Source organism: Nonomuraea jabiensis (assembly GCF_014204795.1).
Taxonomy (GTDB): Bacteria; Actinomycetota; Actinomycetes; order Streptosporangiales; family Streptosporangiaceae; genus Nonomuraea; species Nonomuraea jabiensis.
In genome coordinates this window covers 1773660-1793922 of sequence record NZ_JACHMB010000001.1, presented here as the reverse complement: position 1 = coordinate 1793922, position 20263 = coordinate 1773660, and the positions used below count along the sequence as shown (strand labels likewise).

At 71.8% G+C, this 20263-nt stretch carries 15 protein-coding genes and 1 pseudogene; 8 read left to right on the top strand and 8 right to left on the bottom strand.

The genetic code is table 11. From position 1 onward, the window contains the following. Window positions 1-9 precede the first annotated feature (9 nt). A complete protein-coding gene (locus tag HD596_RS07675; protein ID WP_313043163.1) occupies window positions 10-3132 on the top strand; it encodes an ATP-binding protein in 3123 nt (1040 codons plus the stop codon). On the opposite strand, the pseudogene HD596_RS65560 reads toward HD596_RS07675, so the two are convergent. Next, window positions 3055-3861: pseudogene (locus tag HD596_RS65560) on the bottom strand (sensor histidine kinase); the annotation flags it as partial. The gene HD596_RS07675 and the pseudogene HD596_RS65560 sit on opposite strands and share 78 nt — an antisense overlap. 409 nt (window positions 3862-4270) lie before the next feature. On the opposite strand from HD596_RS65560, the gene HD596_RS07670 reads away from it, so the two are divergent. Both HD596_RS07670 and HD596_RS07665 read left to right on the top strand, forming a co-directional pair. Next, complete coding sequence (locus HD596_RS07670) at window positions 4271-4459, top strand: hypothetical protein (RefSeq protein ID WP_185068602.1); 189 nt, start codon at window positions 4271-4273, stop codon at window positions 4457-4459. Between the two features lie 123 nt (window positions 4460-4582). Beyond that, window positions 4583-5722 carry a cystathionine gamma-synthase gene (locus tag HD596_RS07665; RefSeq protein WP_185068601.1) on the top strand — a complete coding sequence of 380 codons (1140 nt, stop codon included), beginning with the start codon at window positions 4583-4585 and terminating at the stop codon, window positions 5720-5722. Window positions 5723-5812: 90 nt separating this feature from the next. Here the strand turns inward: HD596_RS07665 and HD596_RS07660 are convergent, their stop codons facing one another. Together HD596_RS07660 and HD596_RS63585 are read right to left on the bottom strand one after the other, a co-directional pair. After that, window positions 5813-6244: a hypothetical protein gene (locus tag HD596_RS07660; protein ID WP_185068600.1), complete on the bottom strand. Its 432-nt coding sequence runs from the start codon at window positions 6242-6244 to the stop codon at window positions 5813-5815. A gap of 10 nt (window positions 6245-6254) precedes the next feature. Then, the gene (locus HD596_RS63585; RefSeq protein WP_281398171.1) at window positions 6255-6380 is read right to left on the bottom strand and encodes a hypothetical protein; all 126 of its coding nucleotides are present in this window, start codon (window positions 6378-6380) and stop codon (window positions 6255-6257) included. Window positions 6381-6518: 138 nt separating this feature from the next. Here HD596_RS63585 and HD596_RS07655 point away from each other — a divergent pair, with 138 nt between their 5' ends. Then, complete coding sequence (locus HD596_RS07655; protein WP_313043159.1) at window positions 6519-6941, top strand: DUF6292 family protein; 423 nt, start codon at window positions 6519-6521, stop codon at window positions 6939-6941. A gap of 850 nt (window positions 6942-7791) precedes the next feature. Here HD596_RS07655 and HD596_RS07650 read toward each other — a convergent pair. Together HD596_RS07650 and HD596_RS07645 are read right to left on the bottom strand one after the other, a co-directional pair. Then, window positions 7792-8427 carry a tetratricopeptide repeat protein gene (locus HD596_RS07650; RefSeq protein WP_185068598.1) on the bottom strand — a complete coding sequence of 212 codons (636 nt, stop codon included), beginning with the start codon at window positions 8425-8427 and terminating at the stop codon, window positions 7792-7794. A gap of 403 nt (window positions 8428-8830) precedes the next feature. Continuing rightward, window positions 8831-9328: a hypothetical protein gene (locus HD596_RS07645; RefSeq protein WP_185068597.1), complete on the bottom strand. Its 498-nt coding sequence runs from the start codon at window positions 9326-9328 to the stop codon at window positions 8831-8833. 462 nt (window positions 9329-9790) lie between these two features. On the opposite strand from HD596_RS07645, the gene HD596_RS07640 reads away from it, so the two are divergent. From HD596_RS07640 to HD596_RS07630, 3 genes are all read left to right on the top strand, one after another. Then, the gene (locus HD596_RS07640) at window positions 9791-13516 is read left to right on the top strand and encodes an nSTAND1 domain-containing NTPase (RefSeq protein ID WP_313043158.1); all 3726 of its coding nucleotides are present in this window, start codon (window positions 9791-9793) and stop codon (window positions 13514-13516) included. A gap of 45 nt (window positions 13517-13561) precedes the next feature. Then, window positions 13562-13927 (top strand): hypothetical protein, encoded by a 366-nt coding sequence (locus HD596_RS07635; protein ID WP_221519220.1) that lies wholly within the window; start codon window positions 13562-13564, stop codon window positions 13925-13927. 183 nt (window positions 13928-14110) lie between these two features. Beyond that, the gene (locus tag HD596_RS07630) at window positions 14111-17356 is read left to right on the top strand and encodes an ATP-binding protein (RefSeq protein ID WP_185068595.1); all 3246 of its coding nucleotides are present in this window, start codon (window positions 14111-14113) and stop codon (window positions 17354-17356) included. A gap of 6 nt (window positions 17357-17362) precedes the next feature. Here HD596_RS07630 and HD596_RS07625 read toward each other — a convergent pair whose 3' ends face one another. After that, window positions 17363-18064: a hemerythrin domain-containing protein gene (locus tag HD596_RS07625; RefSeq protein WP_185068594.1), complete on the bottom strand. Its 702-nt coding sequence runs from the start codon at window positions 18062-18064 to the stop codon at window positions 17363-17365. A 115-nt stretch (window positions 18065-18179) separates the two neighbouring features. On the opposite strand from HD596_RS07625, the gene HD596_RS07620 reads away from it, so the two are divergent. After that, window positions 18180-19133 carry a pyridoxamine 5'-phosphate oxidase family protein gene (locus HD596_RS07620; protein ID WP_185068593.1) on the top strand — a complete coding sequence of 318 codons (954 nt, stop codon included), beginning with the start codon at window positions 18180-18182 and terminating at the stop codon, window positions 19131-19133. Here HD596_RS07620 and HD596_RS07615 read toward each other — a convergent pair. Beyond that, window positions 19124-19963, bottom strand: coding sequence for a GNAT family N-acetyltransferase (locus tag HD596_RS07615; protein ID WP_185068592.1), 840 nt, complete (start codon window positions 19961-19963; stop codon window positions 19124-19126). The two genes, HD596_RS07620 and HD596_RS07615, sit on opposite strands and share 10 nt — an antisense overlap. Window positions 19964-20074: 111 nt before the next feature. Next, window positions 20075-20254, bottom strand: a complete 180-nt coding sequence (locus tag HD596_RS60245) for a GNAT family N-acetyltransferase (RefSeq protein WP_221519219.1) — start codon at window positions 20252-20254, stop codon at window positions 20075-20077. Between the last annotated feature and the right edge of the window lie 9 nt (window positions 20255-20263).

The following is a 20263-nucleotide window of genomic DNA, read 5'->3' as shown; positions in this document are numbered from 1 at the left end:
GGTACTGACGTGGTGCGATTCGGGGTGCTGGGACCGCTGGAGGTCCGGGCCGAGGACGGCACGCCCGTCCCGGTGGCCGAGCCCAAAGTACGCGCGCTCCTGGCCGACCTGCTGGCGCACGGGGGCGGGCCGGTCTCGGCGGACCGGCTGATCGACGACCTCTGGGGCGCCGCGGCCGGCCGCAACCCGGTCGGCACCCTCCAGGCCCGCGTCTCCCAGCTGCGCCGCGCGCTCGGCGACCCCGGCCTGGTCGTGCACGGGCCCGCCGGCTACCGGCTGGCCGCCCACGACTGCGACGCCCGGCGGTTCCGCTCCCTCGTGGAGCGCCGATCCCCCGATCCCCGCGCGCGTGCGGCCGAGCTGGAGCAGGCGCTGGCGCTGTGGCGCGGGCCCGCGTACGCCGACTTCGCCGACGCCGCCTTCGCGCTCCCGGAGGCCGCGCGCCTGGAGGAGACGCGCCTCACGGCGCTGGAGGAGCAGGCGGAGGTACGCCTCGAGCTCGGCGAACCCGTGGACCTGGGCGACCTGGTGGCCCGCCACCCGCTGCGCGAACGGCTGGTCGCCGCCCACATGAAGGCGCTGTACCGGGGCGGGCGGCAGAGCGAGGCCCTGGCCGCCTACGAGAGCCTGCGCAGGCGGCTGGGGGAGGACCTGGGGCTCGACCCGTCACCCGCGCTGGCCGGCCTCCACCAGGCCATCCTGCGCCAGGACCCCGCCCTGGCGCCCGCCTCCTCGGCGGCGCCGGCCACCAACCTGCCGGCGCCGCTCACCGCCCTGGTCGGCCGGGAGGGGGAGCTGGCCGAGGTGCGTACGCTGCTGGCCGCCTCCCGCCTGGTGACGCTCACCGGGCCGGGTGGGGTCGGCAAGACCCGGCTCGCCCTGGCCGCCGCCGCCGACGCGGGGCCGGACTTCCCCGACGGGGTGTGGCTGGCCGAGCTGGCGGGGGCGGCCGAGGCCGCCGAGGCGGTCGCGGCCGTGCTCGGCGTGCGCGACGACGCCGCCGGCCCGCTCGCGCCCAGGCTGGCCGGGGCGCTGGCGGGCAAGCGCCTGCTGCTCTTCCTCGACAACTGCGAGCACCTGGTGGAACAGGCGGCCGAGCTGGCCGCCGCCCTCCTGCGCGCCGCCCCCGGGCTGCGCGTGCTGGCCACGAGCCAGGAGCCGCTGGGCGTGACGGGCGAGTCCGTACGCGTGGTGCCGCCCCTGCCCGAACCCGAGGCCGTACGGCTCTTCACGGCCCGGGCGAACGTCCCACCGAGCGAGACCGTGGCCACCATCTGCCGCCGCCTCGACGGCATCCCGCTGGCGCTCGAACTGGCCGCCACCCGCGTGCGCGCCCTCGGGGTGCGGGAGCTGGCCGACCGGCTGGACGACCGGTTCAGGCTGCTCAGCGCGGGCATGCGGGACGCCCCGGCACGGCAGCGCACGCTCCGGGCGATGATCGACTGGAGCTGGGAGCTGCTGAGCGAACCCGAGCGCGTGGTGCTGCGGCGGCTGGCCGTGCACGCCGACGGGTGCACGCTGGACGCGGCCGAGGAGGTGTGCGCCGAGCCCGGCGTGGACGTGCTCGACACCGTGGCCAGGCTGGTGGACCGGTCGCTGGTGGTACGCGTGGCAGGGCCGCGTTACCGCCTGCTGGAGTCCGTGACGGCGTACTGCGTGGAGCGGCTGCGGGAGGCGGGCGAGTACGACGCGATCAGGAAGCGCCACGCCCGCCACTACACGGCCCTGGCCGAACGGGCGGACCTCAAGGGGCCCGGGCAGCGGGAATGGCTCGCCCGGCTCGACGCCGAGAGCGCCAACCTCCGGCTCGCCCTCGCGGGACCGGAGCCGCTGCGCCTGGTCAACGCCCTGGCCTGGTACTGGTTCCTGCGCGGGCGCCTGCGCGAGGCCCACCGCTCCCTGTCGGCAGCCCTGTCGGCGGGCCTGGGGACGAAGGCCGCCTCGGGGGCGGAGGCGGCGCGGGCGTCGGTCTGGCTGGCCGGGATCGAGCTGCTGATCGGCGAGCCGGCCCCGCCGGCCTCGGCGGCCTCGGTCTCGGCGGTACGGTGGGCCGGGCTCGACCCGGCGGGTGCGGCGCTGGCCGACTGGTTCCTGAGCCACGTCCGGTGGGCCTACGGCGACCGGCGGGCGCACGAGGTGGCGGCGGAGCGGGCGCTGGCGGCCTACCGGGAGCTGGGCGATCGGTGGGGGGTGGCGGCGGCGCTCTGCCTGCGCGGGAAGCTGGCCGTCGGCCGGGCCGACCTGGCGGCGATGGAGCGCGACGGCGAGCGGGGCCTGGCGATCTTCAGGGAGCTCGGGGACGAGTGGGGCCAGATCGAGGCCATGGACGTGCTCGACCGGGCGGCGGAGATCCGCGGCGACTACGCCAGGGCCTCCCGGCTGCGGGAGGAGGCGCTGCGGCTGGCGGAGGAACTGGGGTTCGAGGTGTCGTTCAGGGTGGCCGCGCTGGGGCGGATCGCGATGTTGTCCGGCGACTACGAGCGGGCCGACGACCATCACGAGCGCGCCAGGCGGCTGGCGGTCGAGCAGTCGTACAAGTCCGCCGAGGAGAACGCCGTGCTCGGCCTGGCCCTGAGCGCCCGGCGGCAGGGCAGGTACGAGGAGGCGGAGTCGTACCTGCTGTCCCTGCTCGACTGGCTGCGGCAGGTGCGGGGGACGCCCGGGATCGCGTTCGTCATGGCGGAGCTGGGCTTCGCGGCAGAACAGCGCGGAGCCGCGGCGCTCGCGCTGGCCAGGCATCGCGAGGGGTACGAGGCCGCGCGGGCGAGCGGCGATCCCCGGGCGGTCGCGCTGGCGCTCGAGGGCCTGGCGGGAGCGCTGTCGCTCGACCAGGAGGGCAGCCCCGTGGAGGCGGCCAGGCTGATCGGGGCGGCCACGGCCATGCGGGCGGCGGTCGGGGCGCCCCTGCCGGTGGGCGAGCGGCTCGACGTGGAGCGGATCAGCGGGAGGCTGCGTGCCGTTCTGGGCGATGAGGCGTTCGAGCAGGCCCTACGGGAGGGGGAACTCGGCGACCACCTCCCAGGCGCCCTCGGCGGACGGGCCCGCGTAGAGCCTGCCGCCCAGCGCCTCCACCCGCTCGGCCATCCCGACCAGCCCGAACCCGCCGCCGAGGCGCGACACCTTCGGATCTGACCCCGACCCGAAGTTCCGCACCCGCAGCACCACCACCTTCTCGAAGCGCCGCAGCGCCGCCTCGACCCACGCGGTACGGGAGGCGTGCTTGCGGATGTTGGTCAGCGACTCCTGGAGCACCCGGTGCAGGGTCGTCATGACCTCGGGCGGCAGCGTGCGATCGTCCAGCCCCTGCCCGATCTCGAACGCCACCTTGGGCCCTTCGGCGGAGAACCGCTCGGTCAGCATCCGCAGGTCGGCCAGCGTGACGCCGGGTTTGCGGGCCGCGTCGTCCTCGGTGCGCAGCACCGTGACCATGCGCCGCATCGAGGTCAGCGCCTCCGACCCGGCCGTGGCGATCGCGTCGAGCGCGGGCGCCACCGCCTCCGGCTTGGTCTCGGCGACCGTACGCGCGGCCTGGGCCTGGACCACGATGCCCGTGATGTAGTGGGCGACCAGGTCGTGCAGCTCCCTGGCGAGTTCGAGGCGTTCCGCCCGCCGTACCGAATGGACGGCCTCCGTGCGGCGCTCCTGCTGGAAGCGGAGGTAACCGCCGACCCCGGCCGCCGTCGACCACCCCGCGAACAGCAGGAACGAGAACGCCAGCCCCGAGTTGTTGTAGTCGCGCCCGACGGCCTCGGCCAGCAGCACGATCAGGCCCGTGCACGCGAGCACCGCCGCCCGCCGCACCGGCTCCACGTGCCGCAGCACGCCGATGATCAGGATGAGCAGCGATCCCGTCTCCGCCATGCCAGGCGCGGCCCTCATCTCGGTGCTGCCGATGACGATCGACATGCTGAACGACAGGGCCAGCATGATGCTGAACCCCTCGATCCGGTAGCGGCGCCGCAGCACCACGGCCGCGATGCCGGCCGCGCCGCCGAACGGCACGAGCCACTGGACGCCTCCGGTGACGCCCGCGAGCACGAGGTCGAGCAGCAGCATCATGCCCAGCCAGCCGAGCATCGCGATCTCGCTCAGCCGCCGGATCCAGTAAACGATGCGCTTGCTCTCCACCACGGCTTCGAGCCTAGGCCGGAAGTCGGACATCTCGTATCAGCCGTTCGGCCGAGACGGGCGGCCGGAGACCGGTCCTTCAGCGGAGGCGGGAGCCATGGCGCTTCGCCGATGCTGGGACATGTCGGAAGGGGACAAGGAAATGGTTGCCATCGGATTCGTGCTGCTGGGTGTCGGGCTGCTGGTGGGGGTGCTGCTCGCGCTGGCCGACCCGGTGCTGCTCTCCCGCATCAACGGGGAGCCCGCGCAGGGCGGCAGCGGCCGGTTCATCGAGGCGGACGTCGTACGGCTCCGGCCTCGCTCGGAGGACCACGAGTCGAAGGCGGCCTGAGGACCTGGCTCGCGCGGGCATGGTGCGCGAGCCATAGCGGGGGCCGTTGGGGGACGGTGCCCGCGAGCGGCCCGCGATCCGGAGGGGACGGATCGCGGGCCGACTTCCATTAACGTGGCGGGTATGAGCAACGGTTTTGAGACGCTGGCCATCCACGCTGGTCAGGAGCCCGACCCCACGACGGGTGCGGTGGTGCCGCCGATTTACGCGACCTCCACCTACAAGCAGGACGGCGTGGGCGGTCTGCGTTCCGGATACGAGTACAGCCGTTCGGCCAACCCCACCAGGACCGCGCTCGAAGAGGCGCTGGCGGCGGTGGAGGGCGGGGTTCGCGGCCTGGCGTTCGCGTCGGGGCTGGCCGCCGAGGACACCCTGCTGCGCACGGTGTGCAAGCCGCAGGATCACGTCATCATCCCGAACGACGCGTACGGCGGGACGTACCGGCTGTTCGCCAAGGTGCACCAGCGCTGGGACCTGCACTACGACCCGGTCCCGCTGCACGACCTCGACGCCGTCGCCGCGGCGATGACGCAGAAGACCAAGGTCGTCTGGGTCGAGACGCCCACCAACCCGTTGCTCGGCGTCGCCGACATCGCCGCGCTGGCGCAGCTGGCCCACGACAACGGGTCACTGCTGGTCGTCGACAACACGTTCGCCTCGCCGTACCTGCAGCAGCCGCTCCAGCTGGGGGCCGACGTCGTCGTGCACTCGACCACCAAGTACGTGGGCGGCCACTCCGACGTGGTCGGCGGGGCGCTGGTCACCGTCGACCGCGGGCTGGGGGAGGAGCTGGCCTACCACCAGAACGCGATGGGCGCGGTGGCCGGGCCGTTCGACGCGTGGCTGACGCTGCGCGGGCTCAAGACTCTGGGCGTACGCATGGACCGCCACTGCGACAACGCCGAACGCGTCGTCGACCTGCTGCTCGCGCACCCGCGGGTGACCCAGGTCCTCTACCCGGGGCTGCCCGAGCACTCGGGGCACGAGGTGGCGGCCAAGCAGATGCGGCGGTTCGGCGGCATGGTGTCGTTCCGCGTCGCCGGGGGCGAGGCGGCGGCCGTGGAGGTGTGCAACCGGGCGAAGCTCTTCACGCTGGGGGAGTCCCTGGGCGGGGTGGAGTCGCTGATCGAGCACCCGGGCAGGATGACGCACGCTTCGGCGGCCGGATCGCCGCTGGAGGTGCCCGCCGACCTGGTGCGGCTGTCGGTCGGCATCGAGACCGTCGACGACCTGCTCGCCGACCTCACCCAGGCGCTCGCCTGAGCGGCTGCCCGCCGATCTCACCCAGACGCGCACCTGAGCGGCCGCCCGCCGACCTCAGCCAGTCGTTCGCCCGAGCGGTTGCCGGTGGCCTCAGCCAGGGACCACCATCAGGAACAGGATCACCAGCCAGATCACGGACACGAGCCCGCTGATCGCGGCGATCCTCCCGATCTGCACCTTCGCGTCGTCCTCGGGGCTCTCGCTGGAGAGCGCCCGCAGGGCGGTGCGCAGGTCGCGGTCGATGATGACGAGCAGCACGGCGGCCACGATGAACAGCGTCATCGAGGCCGTCATGTACCACTTGCCGAGCAGCCCGCCGCCGAGCACCACGCCGAGCGCCACCCCGAACACGAACACGCCCAGGGCGCCGAGGCTGTAGATCCTCGTCATGCGCTGGATGATCTGCAGCGCGGGTACGTTCTTGTTGCGGATGACGCGCGGCGCGGTCATCGTCGCGGCGGTTACCGGGCCGATGGTGAAGATCGCGAAGGCGATGTGCAGCCAGAGAAGCAGGGACGACATGCCCGAGAGACTAGTCCCCGGTGATCTCGGCGGCGGACTCGACACTCTCTTTGCTCTTCACGGAGCACCACATGATCATTTCTGTGGCCGCGACGGCGACGAGCATCAGGACGATGAGCAGAACCGTGGCTATCATGGGCACCCCTCCTTCCCCGGATCGGACCCGAATATCGTCCGTAATGACTAGACGGCTGCGCAACGGAATAAGTTCGCCGCGGGTATGGTTGGTCCCTGTCATTTTTTCTTACCGTTAGGGCACAAGGGGGTGCCGTCCGTGGCCATCAGGCATGTCAAGCCGTACTCCGACGAGTGGCTGCAGCAGCCGACCAGCTATGTGCGGCAGGTCATCGGCGTACTGGGACCTGAGGTGGCGGACTGGTGGGAAGGCCCCTGCGATCCGCGTGACGCGACGCTGAAGCTCGTGGACGGGACCGCCCTGGTCTGGGACGAGGAGAGCGGCTGGCGGCTGGGCACGTTCGTCTCGGGCGGCCGCGGGGCCCACACCGAGCTGACCGGCATCCGCTACCTGGGCCACGGCCTCATCCCCAAACCGGAACGCGTCCCCTCGGCCCTCAGCGACGCCAGGGCGGGAATCGGCGCCAGCTCGGCCTGGCGACCCTGCTACCGATCCCACCGCAACTGCCACGACGGCTTCGACGTGGCCCTCGACTTCTACACCCGCCTCATCGACGCCTGACGCCCCACTGCACGGGCCTCCGCATGGGGGCGCTTCGCGCAGAGTCGGCTCCGGGCTCCTCTTTCGGGGGAGCCAAGCTCCCCGGCCCCCCTTGCCGGGGTTCTCCCGACCCCCGGACCCCGGTGGTCGGCCGGTTACCGTCCGGTCATGGTGCCCCCTGAACGCGCCACACCCGATGCCGGCCTGGTGGGAAAGGCCCGCTCTCCTACCCGTTGACCGATTGGGTGGCCAACCTGCTGGAGCCCGCCCTACCGGCTGAGCAGGCACTTCGTTGGCCTTCTGGATAACGGTGGGATGGGGGCTCGTGCCCCTAGAATTCCGCGGAAGCAGCAGTGGCTGATCATCGCCTTGCTGCATGGTGGTGCGGCATGCCGAGTGGTCCACCCGGCCCCCTCCATGGCATAGCGGCCTCGGGCGGTCTCATAGCTGTTGTCGGTCTGACAGGCGGGGAACAATGCGACGCGCCCCCTCCTCAACATCCAGGCCGGGGAGGGGCGCGCCTCGCTGCTGATCACGCTCCAGACGAGGACCACCGTCCGGCTTAGGTTTTTTGCACAGATTCGGCTGGACGCCTGATCAGCCCTTCGCCTGCCAATAAGCCAGCCAGGCCCGCCCCGGGGCTCCCTGTTTGGGCAGAGCGGCTCAGGCATGAGCGGCGCGTACGCGGATGGTCCCAAAAGCATCTGGCCACACGGCTCTTCAGCGCAGCCGGCAGCGATATCGCGTTGCCCGAGTTCGCCTCGGTACTACGTCGGATCAAGGACCAGAGGCTAACTAGTGGCTGACCCTGGGTAGGCGGGATGAAGAAGTCGGGGTTCCCCGGTCGGTGAGCAGGGCGTGCCGGACCTGCTCAGGGGCCATCGTCGGCAGTCGGCGGAGGCGCCGGCCGTGATCGGCGTGCTTTCTCGTCGCGGCCGAGCGCCGAGATGACGGCGTCGAGGCCGGCCACGGAACGGGCGAGGCCGGCGCGGTGCCGCTCAGGGGAGGCCGTAGCTGGCTTCCGGTAAATGGTGACCGCCTCTTCCGCCAGGGGCAGTGCTTCGGCCGGCAGGCCGCGTTCGGTCAGGGTCACGCCGAGGTCGGCGAGCACCTCTGCGAGGTCGGCCAGGTAACGGTCGGGAGAGGCCGCGGCCAGGCGCCGGTAGATGGCTACCGCTTCCTGCTCGGCGCTCAGGGCGTCGGCCGGCCTGTCCAGCTTCGCCAGAGTCGTCCCAAGGTTGATGAGGGAATCGGCGAGGTCGGCCAGGTGACGGTCGGGGGCGGCCGCGGCCAGGCGCCGGTAGACGGCTACCGCTTCCTGTTCGGCGTTCAACGCCTCGCCATGCCGGTCGAGTTCGGAGAGGGTCACGCCGAGACAGGTCAGGCAGGTGGCGAGCTCAGACAGGTAGAGCTCGGGGGAGGCCGCGGCCAGCCGTCGGTAGACGGAGATGGCCTCCCGCTCGGCGCTCAGGGCTTCGGTCGCGCTCTCCAACTCCCCGAGATGCACCGATTCCATGAGCAACCGAGCCCGCCTGCTCCCGTCGCCCTCGTCCGGGACTTCCGCCACAGCTCATCTCTCCATCGACATCGGGCGGCGACCGTTACGGTGCCGCTCTTTCCTGGAAGGCCGTCACAGGCCTGAAGGCGCGTGACGGCCGTTCAGACGCGGTGAGCGCGGTGAGCGCGGCTTGAACGATTTGGGCCTACGCACACTGAGCCGGCGCCCTACCCTCTTGCAGGCCTTGAGCGTCTCGCCGGGTCGCCGGGGCAGGGATCAGAACCAGGGAGTACAGCGACAAGTGGGGCTCGCCTTGACACACAGGGGCCCTCCCTCCCTCCCTCCCGCCCGCCCGCCAAAGCCAGCGCTATTCGGGTGCGGTCCGCCCGGCCTGGGCAAGACGAACAACCGGTCAGGTGGAACCGTGCGCGACGACAGGGCTGCACGAACCCGGGAGGATGTAGTTGGTGCTCTGCTTTCCCAGGCAGGTGTAGAAGGCGATGTCCAGACCCTCGGCGACATTGCCGTAAGAACGCTCGGTGCACTTGTCGGCACCGCTCGTGTGCCACTTGTCCGGCTGGGGCTTGAGATCGATGTCGGCCCTGACGATGACCGAATATCCATCGGCGTACCCATCGCAGATCACCATCTTGTCGCCGTCAGCTATCCATCGGCCAGAGCCGGAGCCCCAGACGATGCTGCAGCCATATTTCGTGCAGGCGGTCGGCGGGGCGGCCACGGCGGGCGTGGTGGTCAGCGTGGCCAAGGCCACGGTCGCGGCGGTTACGAGCCCCAGAAAGGAGATGCTGCGCCTCATGGCGTTGTGCCTTATCGTCCCGCGCCACCCGTGACGCGTTGCTCTGTCGTTCATCTGTCCTCCGAATTCGGCGGTCTTGAAGCTCGTGCGCATGAATGTCCTTTCGCAGGTGGTCGATCAACAGGGACGGGATCGCGAGACTGGCTGCGATCACCGGCAGTCGCTGAGCCCTATCTCTGAGCAGGCCGGACAGGTCCCACGCCGGATGGCCGTCCCGGCGGTTCCCAGTGGCAAGCGGCCCCCGTGGCGCTTGCCCGCCGAGGCCTGTGGCACCAGGATCGTGGCGACGGGTTTGTTCGGCACCCCTCATCGAGCAGGCAAACAATGCTTTCTCGGCGCATGAATCCCGCTCCGCGCCTCCCCGGCCAGTGGCGGCGGCTCCTGATATCGACCGACCTTCCGGCGGGCTCTTGCCAACGGCCATGAGTGTGTCGCTCATGCGTACAGGCATTCAGGCCCGCAACGCACGCGATCGCGAGCCAGGGCAAACAGTTGATGTAATCAGCGAGCACGTCTGAACCGTCTTCGTCGTCCAGTGAATGGAGTCCCGTAACGGTGGTGGGCCGTCGTGAAAGTCCGGTGGACCCGGCAGCGGGACCGGTGCAACGCTTTGCCTCCGAGTTACGGAAGCTGCGCCAGGAAGCGGGCCTCACCTATCGGGCCATGGCCAAGCGTGCTGGTTATTCGGTCACCACGCTGTCGCAGGCAGCGGCAGGTGAGCGTCTGGCTTCACTGCCCGTCGTCCTCTCTTTCGTGGAAACATGCGGCGGAGACGTCTCCGAATGGGAGCGCCGCTGGCAGCAGGTCGCTCATGAATTGGCCCGCGAGACGGTGGACGATGACGGTGCCGCCGGGCCGTACCTGGGCCTGGCCCCCTATGACACGCACGATTCCGGACGGTTCTTCGGACGGGATCGCCTCGTCGAGGAATTGCGCGAGCTGCTTCGACGGCATCGTTTCGCCGCGGTGTTCGGCCCTTCGGGCAGCGGCAAGTCGTCCCTGTTGCGCGCCGGGCTCGTGCCCGCCGCACGTGGGGAGACGGCGCCCACGGGCGAATCCCTCGGGCAGAGCCGGATACTCACACCAGGCGAGCACCCGATGCTGCACGCCGACCGGCTCCGCCCCGGCGAGGGCGACTCCGACATGCTGATCGTGGTCGACCAGTTCGAGGAGGTGTTCACGCTCTGCCAGGACCAGCGCGAGCGGCGGCAGTTCATCGACCTGCTGCTCAACGCGCGGCAACCGCAGAGCCAGATGAAAGTGGTCATAGCGGTGCGCGCCGACTTCTACGGGAGATGCGCCGAGCACCGCGAGCTCACCGCAGCCCTGCGCGAGGCCAACCTACTGGTGGGGCCGATGAACCAGGAAGAGCTCAGAGAAGCGATCGTCCGGCCGGCCATGGCCGAGGGCTTGACCGTGGAGCGAGCGCTGACTGCCGAGATCGTCGCCGACGTCGCCGACGAGCCTGGGGCTCTTCCGCTGATGTCGCACGCGCTGCGGGAGGTCTGGCGCCGCCGTACGGGGAAGATGCTGACCTTGGACGCCTACGAGAGCGTGGGCAGAGTCCACGGGGCGATCAGCCATACGGCGGAGGAGCTCTATTCCGGCCTCTCGCCGGCGCAGGCGAGCATCGCCCGGCGGGTCCTGCTCAGGCTGATCCAGCCGGGCGAGCAGGCCCAGGACACCCGCCGCCCCGCCGCGCGGGCGGAGCTGGATCCGTACGAGGAGTCGGACACCGGGCTGGTCATCGAGCAGTTGGCCGGGGCCAGGCTGGTCACGCTGCACCAGGACACCGTGGAGCTCGCGCACGAGGCCTTGATCGAGTCGTGGCCGCGACTGCGTGGATGGGTGGACGAAGGACGCGATCGCCTGCGCACGCATCGGCAGCTGACCGACGCGGCCACGGCATGGGAGGCGCATGGCCGGGATACCGGGCTCCTCTACCGGGGCACCCGGCTGGCCGTCGTCGACAAGCTGTTCATCGAGCCGCCGAACCGCGACGACCTCACGCCCCTGGAACGGAGCTTCGTTGACGCGAGCGCGGCACTGGCCCGGCGCACCTCCCAGAGGCGGGTCGCCGTCTCGGCCGTTCTGGTGGTCTTGCTGGTCGCCTCCATGGTCGCGGCGGGAGTCGCCATCCGGCAGGCCGACCTGGCCGACGACCGGCTGGCGGAGGCGACGGCCCGGCTGGTCGCCAGGCGCGCGGCTGCCCTGCGGATGAGCGACCCGAAGCTGGCCCGCCGATTGAGCGCGGCGGCCTGGCGGATCGCCCAGGTCACCGAGGTCAAGAGCGAGCTGATCGACTCGATGGCGACGCCCTTGGTGGACGTCTTCACCGCCCCGTACAACGCGACGGACTTGGTGCATGGGCTCAGCGTGGACGGCACCAGGCTGGCCGTCTACACCCCCGGTACGGCGGTTGAGCGGGACACCCTGCGCGTGCTCGACCTGGCCACGAAGAAAGAGGTCGCGAGCGCAAGATGGACGGGCCAACCTGTCTCGGAAGTGGTGTGGAGTCCTGACGGCCGTACGCTGGCGGTGGACGACGGGACCAGCGCGCAGCTGTGGACCGTCGGCGCCGGCGGCCTGACGGACCTCGGCGTGGCGTTCCCCCACCTCGCCCCTACGAAGTTCAGCCCGGACGGGCGCTTTCTCATCGGGGTCCGCGACGGGATGAACGAAGCCTTGAGCATCGCGGACCGAACACGCGTGCTGGACGAGCCGGTCAGTGCCATCAGCCCGGACGGCCGGCTGGCCCTGGTCATCCCGGCGAAAGCCAAGGAGCGGACGGGCACCCCGTCGCCCTCCGGCAGCAGGGCGAGCTCGGGGCGGGCCGTGGAGCTCTGGGACATCGAGAAGCGCAAGCCGCTCCGGGCCACCCGGCTACCGCAAACCGCCACGGAAGGCGTGTTCAGTCCAGACGGGAAGCACCTGGCCGTCTCGACCAGCGACGGTGTCCGGCTGTGGGATATCTCCTCGGGCAAGGAGGCCCTGAGCCCGCTGCTTCCGCCTGCGGAACGTGTGGAGTTCAGCCCCGACGGCCGGTTCCTGGCCGGGACGAGGGGTGGGGGGTGGGTGCTTCTGTGGCGGGTGGACGACGGCACACTGCTGATGAGCTCCTCGGTTCTCTCCAACGTGGTGGGAGCCGATGCCCGCTTCTCGCCGGATGCCCGGGTCCTCGGGGTGATCGGCCAGTTCGGCACGGTGAACGTCCTGGACATCTCCCCCTACACCCGTCCGGAGGTGCTCGCTCCGGGAAGCGGCAAGCGGGTGTTCAGCCCGGACGGCCGCTTCCTGGTGACGGCGGGTCGCCGAAAAGGCAGGCCGGAGGTGCGCCTTTGGGATGTCGCCGCGAGGAGACCCGTGAGCGACCCGCTACCCGTCGACGATCTCCCCGGAAACGACTCAACGGAGACGGCGTACTCCCCGATGTTCAGCCCCGATGGGCGCACGCTTGCGCTCACCCACCCCTGGTCTCCCGTGGTGACCTTGTGGGACACCACGAACGGCCGCAACGTCGGCGCATTGCGTGTCCGGAGCGGGACAGCCGTCGGAGTCTTGCGCGTGGCCTTCTCCCCCGACGGCAGAACCGTCGCGATCGTCCCCCTCAGCGCGCACCCGGACAACGAAGAGGCGCTCGACGGCCTGGATCTCGACGGCCTGGAACTGTGGGACGTGGAAGCCAGGAAGTGGATCCGCACCGTCCCCGGTGCGGGATCAGGGGCGCTGATCTTCGAGCCGGATGGACGCCGGTTGTTCGTGGACAGATCCAGCAAAGGGCGCATCCTGGTCGATACGGCCACCGGAGAGGTACTTCAGCACCCATCGGACGCCCGCGCCGAGGGAGAGATTCTCTTCATCGAGAACACGGCCGCGATCGGCGACAGGGATGGGCATTTGACGTTCTGGGACAGGGAGCTGCGCAGGCGCCTGGCCCCGCCGCAGACCGTACACACTGCATCGATCAATGCTCTTGTCCCTTACCCGCCGGGCGAACTACTCGCGACCGTCGCCGACGAAGGCGATCTTGGCATCCAGCTGTGGGACTGGCGGGGATATCAGCGGATGGCCGCACCGATCAGCTACTACACCCCGTCGGTACCGGCCGTGGCGTTCAGCCGGACCGCCCTGCTCGTCTCATCCGCCGACGGGTCCTTACGTGAGATCACCGTCGATCCCGGCACCGCCACCGCCGTGATCTGTCACCGGGACGGCGGCCTGTCCCCTGCCGAGTGGCGACAACACATCCCAGAACTGGCCTATGAAAAGACCTGCCGCTGACGATACCCGTGCTCGGCCGTTTCTCCGGGCACAACAGGGCATCCCATGGCATGGCTGAAGCCCCGCACCGCAGCCTGGGCTGACTTGCTCGATGTCCCTCGCCCCGTCCTGGAGGTCGTGCTGCCCTCTCGTGATTACCGGCAGGTGAAGGTCAAGCCGGACCACGCAGAACAGTTCGACGCGCTGCCGGCGGCGGCCAAAGCCGTGCGTGTCATGGATTTCGATCGTGCCGGCCGTGCGGCGTACGAGGCTGCCAACGAGGCCATGCTCTCTTCTGTGGATGAGATGGTGGCCGTATGGGATGGGCAGCCGGGCACCGGATCCGGGGGGACCGCCGAGGTGGTGGCTGAGGCGCGTGCGCGCGGGCTGAAAGTGACCGTGATCTGGCCAGACGGGGTTGCGCGAGACTAGAGGCCCGTGATGCGGAACAGGTGATGTGCGGTCCCTGGCCCAGCGCCTTGCGGAAACAGCGGAGATCGACTTCCGGCAGGGCCGGGCCGGCCGCCACCCGAGCCGACCGCCGTGCCATGGTGAACCAACCACACCAGCCCCCTTTGTCGTAAGATCAGGCGACTTCGTGAGAGTGGTAGGGCTGTGGACATCCGGGTGCTGGGCCCGCTGGAGGTCGTCGGCGACGACGGGCGGTTCTGTCAGATCGGCTCGCTGAAGATGCGGGCGCTAATGAGCGCGCTGGTGCTGGCGGAGGGCCGGCCGGTGGCCCCGAGTGCGTTGATCGACCGGTTGTGGGGCGAGGAGCCGCCGGCCGAGGCGATGGCGTCGCTGCACTCGTACGTGTCCAACCTGCGTCGCCTGCTGGAGCCCGGTCGCCGGGCCAGGGAGCAGAGCCGGTTGCTGACGTTCGGGCCGGTGGGTTACACGCTGGCGATCGAGCCGGAGCAGGTGGACTCGACGCGGTTCCTGCGCCTGGTCGGGCAGGCCGAGCAGGCGGCCGAGCCCGCCGAGGCGGAGCGGCTGGCGGGTGAGGCGCTGGCGTTGTGGCGCGGCGAGCCGTACCAGGAACTGGACGATCAGGCGTATGTGACGGCCGTCCGGGCGCGGCTCACCGAGGCCCGGGAGCGGGCCCGCGAGCTGCGGGTGAGCGCGGTCATCCGGCAGGACCGCCACGGCGAGTTGCTGGGCGAGCTGGAGGCCCTGACCTGCGAGCACCCCCTGCGCGAACGGCTGTGGGCGCTGCGGGCGCTGGCGCTGTACCGGAGTGGACGCCAGGGGGAGGCCCTGGAGACGCTGCGCACGGCCCGCCGGATCCTGGCCGAGGAGCTCGGCATCGATCCGGGCGAGGAGTTGCGCGCGCTGGAACGCGACATTCTTGACCAGTCGCCCGCGCTGTTCCCGCACCGGCCGCCACCGCCGCCCGAGCCGCAGGTGGCCGAGCGGGGGATCACCGGCCGGCAGGAGGAGCTGGCCGCGCTGGACGGGCTGCTGGAAGCGGCGGCGGCGGGGCGGACGGGGTTCTCGCTGATCACCGGGGAGCCGGGGATCGGCAAGACGCGGCTGGCCGAGGAGCTGGTGAGCCGGGCCCGTGCCAGGGGTTTCACGGTCGCGGTGGGGCGGTGCGCGGCGACGGAGGGCGCGCCGGCGTTCTGGCCGTGGGTGACGGTGCTGGAGCGGCTGGCCGACACGCTGCCGCCACTGCCCGCCGACGTGCGCGCGAACCTGCCCGGAGTCGGCTCCGCGACCGGGAGCGACCCCGAGGGAGCGAGGTTCCGGACCTACGGAGCGGCGGCACGGGCGCTGACCGCCGGCCAGCGGCCGGTGCTGGTGGTGCTGGACGACCTGCACTGGGCGGACCGGTCCTCGCTGCGGCTGCTGAGCTACCTGGCCGAGTACGTGCTGGACGGCCGGCTGGCCGTGGTGGGCACGGCTCGCGACTGGCCGCCGCCGGAGGGCGCGCTGGCCGAGGCGTTCGAGGCGCTGTCGCGACGGCAGGCGGTGCGGCTGCCGTTGTCCGGCCTTTCGGCGTCCGACCTGGCCGAGCTGACCCCGGCGGGTACGGACGTGTGGGAGCTCAGGGACCGCACGAACGGCAATCCGTTCTTCGTCGCGGAGCTGATGCGTTACCTCGAAGCCGGCTCGCCGGGCCGCGGCACGCTGCCGCTGGGCGTGCGGGACGTCGTGCTCGGCCGGGTGAACCGGCTGCCCGAGCCGTCCGCCGAGCTGTTGCGGGTGGCGGCGGTGGCCGGGCGGGAGTTCGACGTGACGATCGTGGCCGAGGCCGCCGGGCTCGACCTGGACGCGGCGCTGGACCGGCTGGAGCCGGCCATGGCCGCCGCCCTGGTCACGGAGGGGCGGCCGGGCCGGTTCCGGTTCGTGCACGCGCTGGTGCAGGAGGCGCTCACCGAGGTGGTGCCGGTGCTGCGGCGGGCCCGGCTGCACGCCGCCGTGGCCGCCGCGATCGAGTCACGTACCGGCGGCTCGGCCTCCGACCGGCTGGCCACCGCCGCCCACCATTGGTTCCAGGCGATTCCCGCGGGCCACACCGCGCGGGCCTGGCGGGCGGCGTGGCGGGCGGCCGAGGAGGCCAAACGGCTGCGCGCGTACGACGTGGCCGTCGAGCTGCTGGAGCGGGCCGACCGGCTGGCCGAGGACGACCCCGAGCTGGGCCCGGCCGAGCGGATGGACCTGCTGTTCGCGCTGGCCGAGGCCAGGTTCGGGGCGGGCGACTCGGTGGGCCAGGAGGCCGAGCTGACGCGGATCCGCCGCCTGGCCAAGCAGGAGGGCGACCGGCGGCGCTGGATCGAGGCCGCCACCGGGTACGGCGGACGCATCCTGCAACCCTGGAAGGTCTACGGCGACTACGACGCCGATCTTCTGGCCGACCTGAGGGAGCTGGCCGCCGACGAGGGGCTGGAGCCGTCGGCCCGGGCCCGGGTGCTGGCCTGCCTGGCGCTCCAGGCGTACTACCAGCCGGGCTGCGAGCCTGCGGAACGGGACCGGTGGAGCGCCGAGGCGGCGCGGCTGGCCCGCCGGGAGAACGACGCGACGCTGCTGGGCCGGGTGCTGTTCGCCCGCTACTACGCGATGCTCGACCCGGACTCGGTGCGTCAGCGGCTGGAGGCAGGGGAGGAGATGGCTCGCGCCGGGCTGGAGGCGGGCGACGACGAGCTGCGCACGATCGGGCTCACCTGCCAGGGCGGCACGCTGCTGGAGCTGTGCCGGGTGCCGGAGGCCCTGGACGTGCTGGCCGAGGCGGAGCGGCTGATCGGGCGTACGCACATGCCGTACCTGCGCATCATCCTGGCCTGGCTGCGGCTGGGCCTCCTCGCCAACCGCGGCGACCTGGAGGCGGCCGAGTCGCTGCTCGCGGACACCGCCGCCGAGCAGCACGCCACCTCGATGTGGGGCGTGGAGTCCACCACGGCCGGCGCCACGTACCAGGTCGCGCTCATGCGCCTGCGCCGCGGGGCGGCGGACGCGGTGCCGCCGCCGGGGGACATCTCGCACGACCAGCTCGACCAGTTCAACCGGGACGGGCTCGCCCACTACCTGATGGTCAGCGGCCGGCTGGAGGAGGCGCGGCAGGTGCTCGGGCCGTGGGAGCGGCAACCACCGATCCCGCGCACGTTCGTCTACCTGTTCTGGCTGGTCGTCCGCTGCGAGGTCTGGGCGGGGCTGGGCGACCGGCGGGCCTGCGCCGACCTGTACGAGGAGGCGTCCGCGTACGGCGACCGCATGGGGATCGCCGGGCTGAGCATGCTGATGTGGCCGGTCAGCCGTTCGCTGGCGCAGCTGGCCGGGGCGCTGGGCGACGCCGAGGCGGCGCGGCGGCACGCCGAGCACGCCGAACGCGTGGAGCGGGAGCTGGCTCAGCCTCACAGGTAGGCTGGCTCAGCCCCACAGGTAGGCCGCGCGCCGCCGGTAGCGGCCGCCGGCCAGCGTGTTGAGCAGCAGCAGCGGCCTGGGCGAGGTCCTGCGCAGGTGGGCCTCGACCTCGGCGGGCAGCTCGGACGTGATCCAGCCGAGCAGCGTGATCAGCTTGCGGAGGCCGTACTGCTTCATGATCGCCTTGTGCCCCTCCGCGTCCTCCTCCGGCGTGATGTAGGCCATCATCAGCGGGATCCCGTCGGTCTCCTCGTGTGCCAGGTGCGCGCCGAGGGTGTCGGCCAGCGCGCGCAGGGCGGCCATGAGCCGCTCGCGCCGCTCCTCGGACGGGCCGGCGTCGAACGCCTGGAAGGCGTCGGTGCTCTCGCGGATCCAGCGGTCGCAGGCCTCGTGCTCGGCCTCCAGCGCGTCGATCGTGCCGATGGCCTGCGGCGCCCGCTCCCGCAGCCGCGGCCAGACCGTCTCGTCCTCGGCGGTGTGGTGATGGTGCAGCACGAACAGCACCCACGCGTGGTGCTCGCGCAGGGCGGTGATGCGCCGGCGGTCGCCGAGGCGGACCCGGCCGATCGCGGTGATCAGGTGGCCGAGGTCGCGGCGGAAGCCGTAGTGCGCCAGGTACATGTTGGTCATGTCGAGCGGCCCCGGCGCGGCGGCGGCCTGGCCGGGCAGCGTGATCTGGGGCAGGTTCGGGTGGGAGGCGGTGCGCATGGTCGGGCTCCTTCTGGTTTGTCACGATGCCGTCATCGTGGCCTCCCGGTCTTGGGCGGCTCTGGAAGATCGGCTCCAAGAGCGGCTCAAGACACCGTCATTAGCGTGCGCGGCCATGACCCTCACGCTTCCGATCACGACGTTCCGGAGCTCCGTGGTGTGCGCCTACACCTCGCTCACCCGTGACGGGCGGCCCATCACCTGGCCCGTCACCCCGTACACCGGGCCCCGCGGCACCATCGACGTCAGCACCGGCCTGACCTATCCCGACAAAGCCGAGCGGGCGCGCCGCGATCCGCGCGTCGCGCTGCTGTTCGAGGGCGATCCGGTGGTGCTGGTGCAGGGCCGCGCCACCGTCCGCGACGCCGACCTGCAGGCCAACACCGACCGGTACGTCCGCGAGTCCCAGGCCAAGATCCCGGACGCCTTCGCGGGACTGCCGTGGTTCCTGGCCAAGCGCTTGACCTGGTACTTCGCGCGGATCTACATCGAGGTGACCCCTGAGCGGATCGCCTGGTGGCCGGGCGGCGACCTGACCCGCGACCCGCTGACCTGGACCTGCCCGCCCGGCACCACGGCCCCCGCCTCGGACCCGGCCCCGTCGGGTCCCCGCCTGCCCGGCCGCTCCGCGCCGCCCGCCGACTGGCGCCCGTACGCCCGCCGGGCCGGCGACCTGGGCCGGCCGATCGTGTCGGCGGTGGCGGACGGCCGGCCGGTGTCCGTGCCCGCGCGTGCCTTCTCCCGCATGGCGACCGGGTACGAGCTGCACCTGCCCGCCGGCGTGGCCGCCGTGCCCGGGCCGGTCTGCCTGACCTTCCACCGGCACGATCCCGGCATGCGCTGGCAGGAGAACGTCGTGCTGCTCGGCACCGCCACCGCCCCTGGCGGCGACCGGCTCACCGTCACGATCGACCGCGCGCTGCCCGACTGGAGCCTGCCCGAGGACCGCCGCCTGCGGACCCGTTCCTTTCTCGGCCACGGCAGGCAGCTGAGGCGCCGGCTCGGGGCCGAGGCCGCCCGCCGCGCCCAGCCGGTGCCGAAGGTTCGCCGGCGGGCGGATCATTCATAGCGGGCCCGGCGGGCGATCACCTCGAACCCGAGGCCACGGAAGAGGGCAGCCGAGGCCGGGTTGTTGACGTTGACGTCCAGGAAGGCCTCCGTCGCCCCGCGTGCGCGCATGCGGTCGAGCGCGGCGGCCGCCAGTGCCCTCGCCAGGCCGCGCCGCCGCCACCCGGGCACGGCGCCCACCTGGATCAGGAACCCCTCCGCGCACGTCACGAAGCCGGCGGCCCCGCCCGCTGCGCGCGCCACCAGCGAACAGCCCGGCAGGAACTCGTCGTCGACCAGCCAGTCGACCCACTCCTCCCGCGACCAGCCGGGGAAGCCGGGACGGTCGGCGAACGACGCGGAGTAGGCCGCGTAGAAGGCCCCTTCGGTGTCCTGCGACCATTCCTCGATCTTCAGCTCCTGCGGGAGGGGGACGGCCGGGAGCGGGTGGGCCAGGTCGCGGCGGTAGACGTCCTCGGCGAACGTCTGCCGGAACCCGCGCGAGAGGAAGAGCGCGTGGGCCTCCGGGGTCACCGACTCGGTCTCCAGCCGGACCGGCCCCGCCTCCCTGATCAGCCGGTCCAGGAGGCCCGACCCCAGTCCCTGCCCCCGGTGTCCCGGGTCGACCAGACCGGTCGCCGCCGACACGTCGCCCACGGCGCGCACGGCCCCGCAGGCCACCAAACGCCCGTCGGCGAACGCGCCCACCACCGTGCCCGCGACGTACCTGCGCTCCAGGAAGGACGGGGACGTGGTCGCTGGGAGCCCGCCGTCGTGCGCCACGCACCGGCGGGCGAGATCGGCGATCGCCGGCATGTCCGCGGGGGACAGCGCGGCCCATCCGATGGTCATTGTCGGCTCCTTCGCGTGCGTGATCATAGCGTCCTCCGCCAACGAGGTTCAGAGTCGCATGGGAGAAGCACAGGGAGATACCGCCCGATCGGCCGTTGCCATACTCCTCGCTCAAGCCGGGTGCCCCGGCCGTGACTGAGCGCCGCGATCAGGCCGCCGGCGCGCGGCGCGGGTGCCGATGCCGCGGCCCCAGAACTCGCGGCCGAACCAGTAGCCGATGAAGCGCCGATCCTCCTCCCACCAGGCCACGATGTTTCCGGCCACTTCGCCCTCGACGAGGACCGCCTGCACGAAGACGGT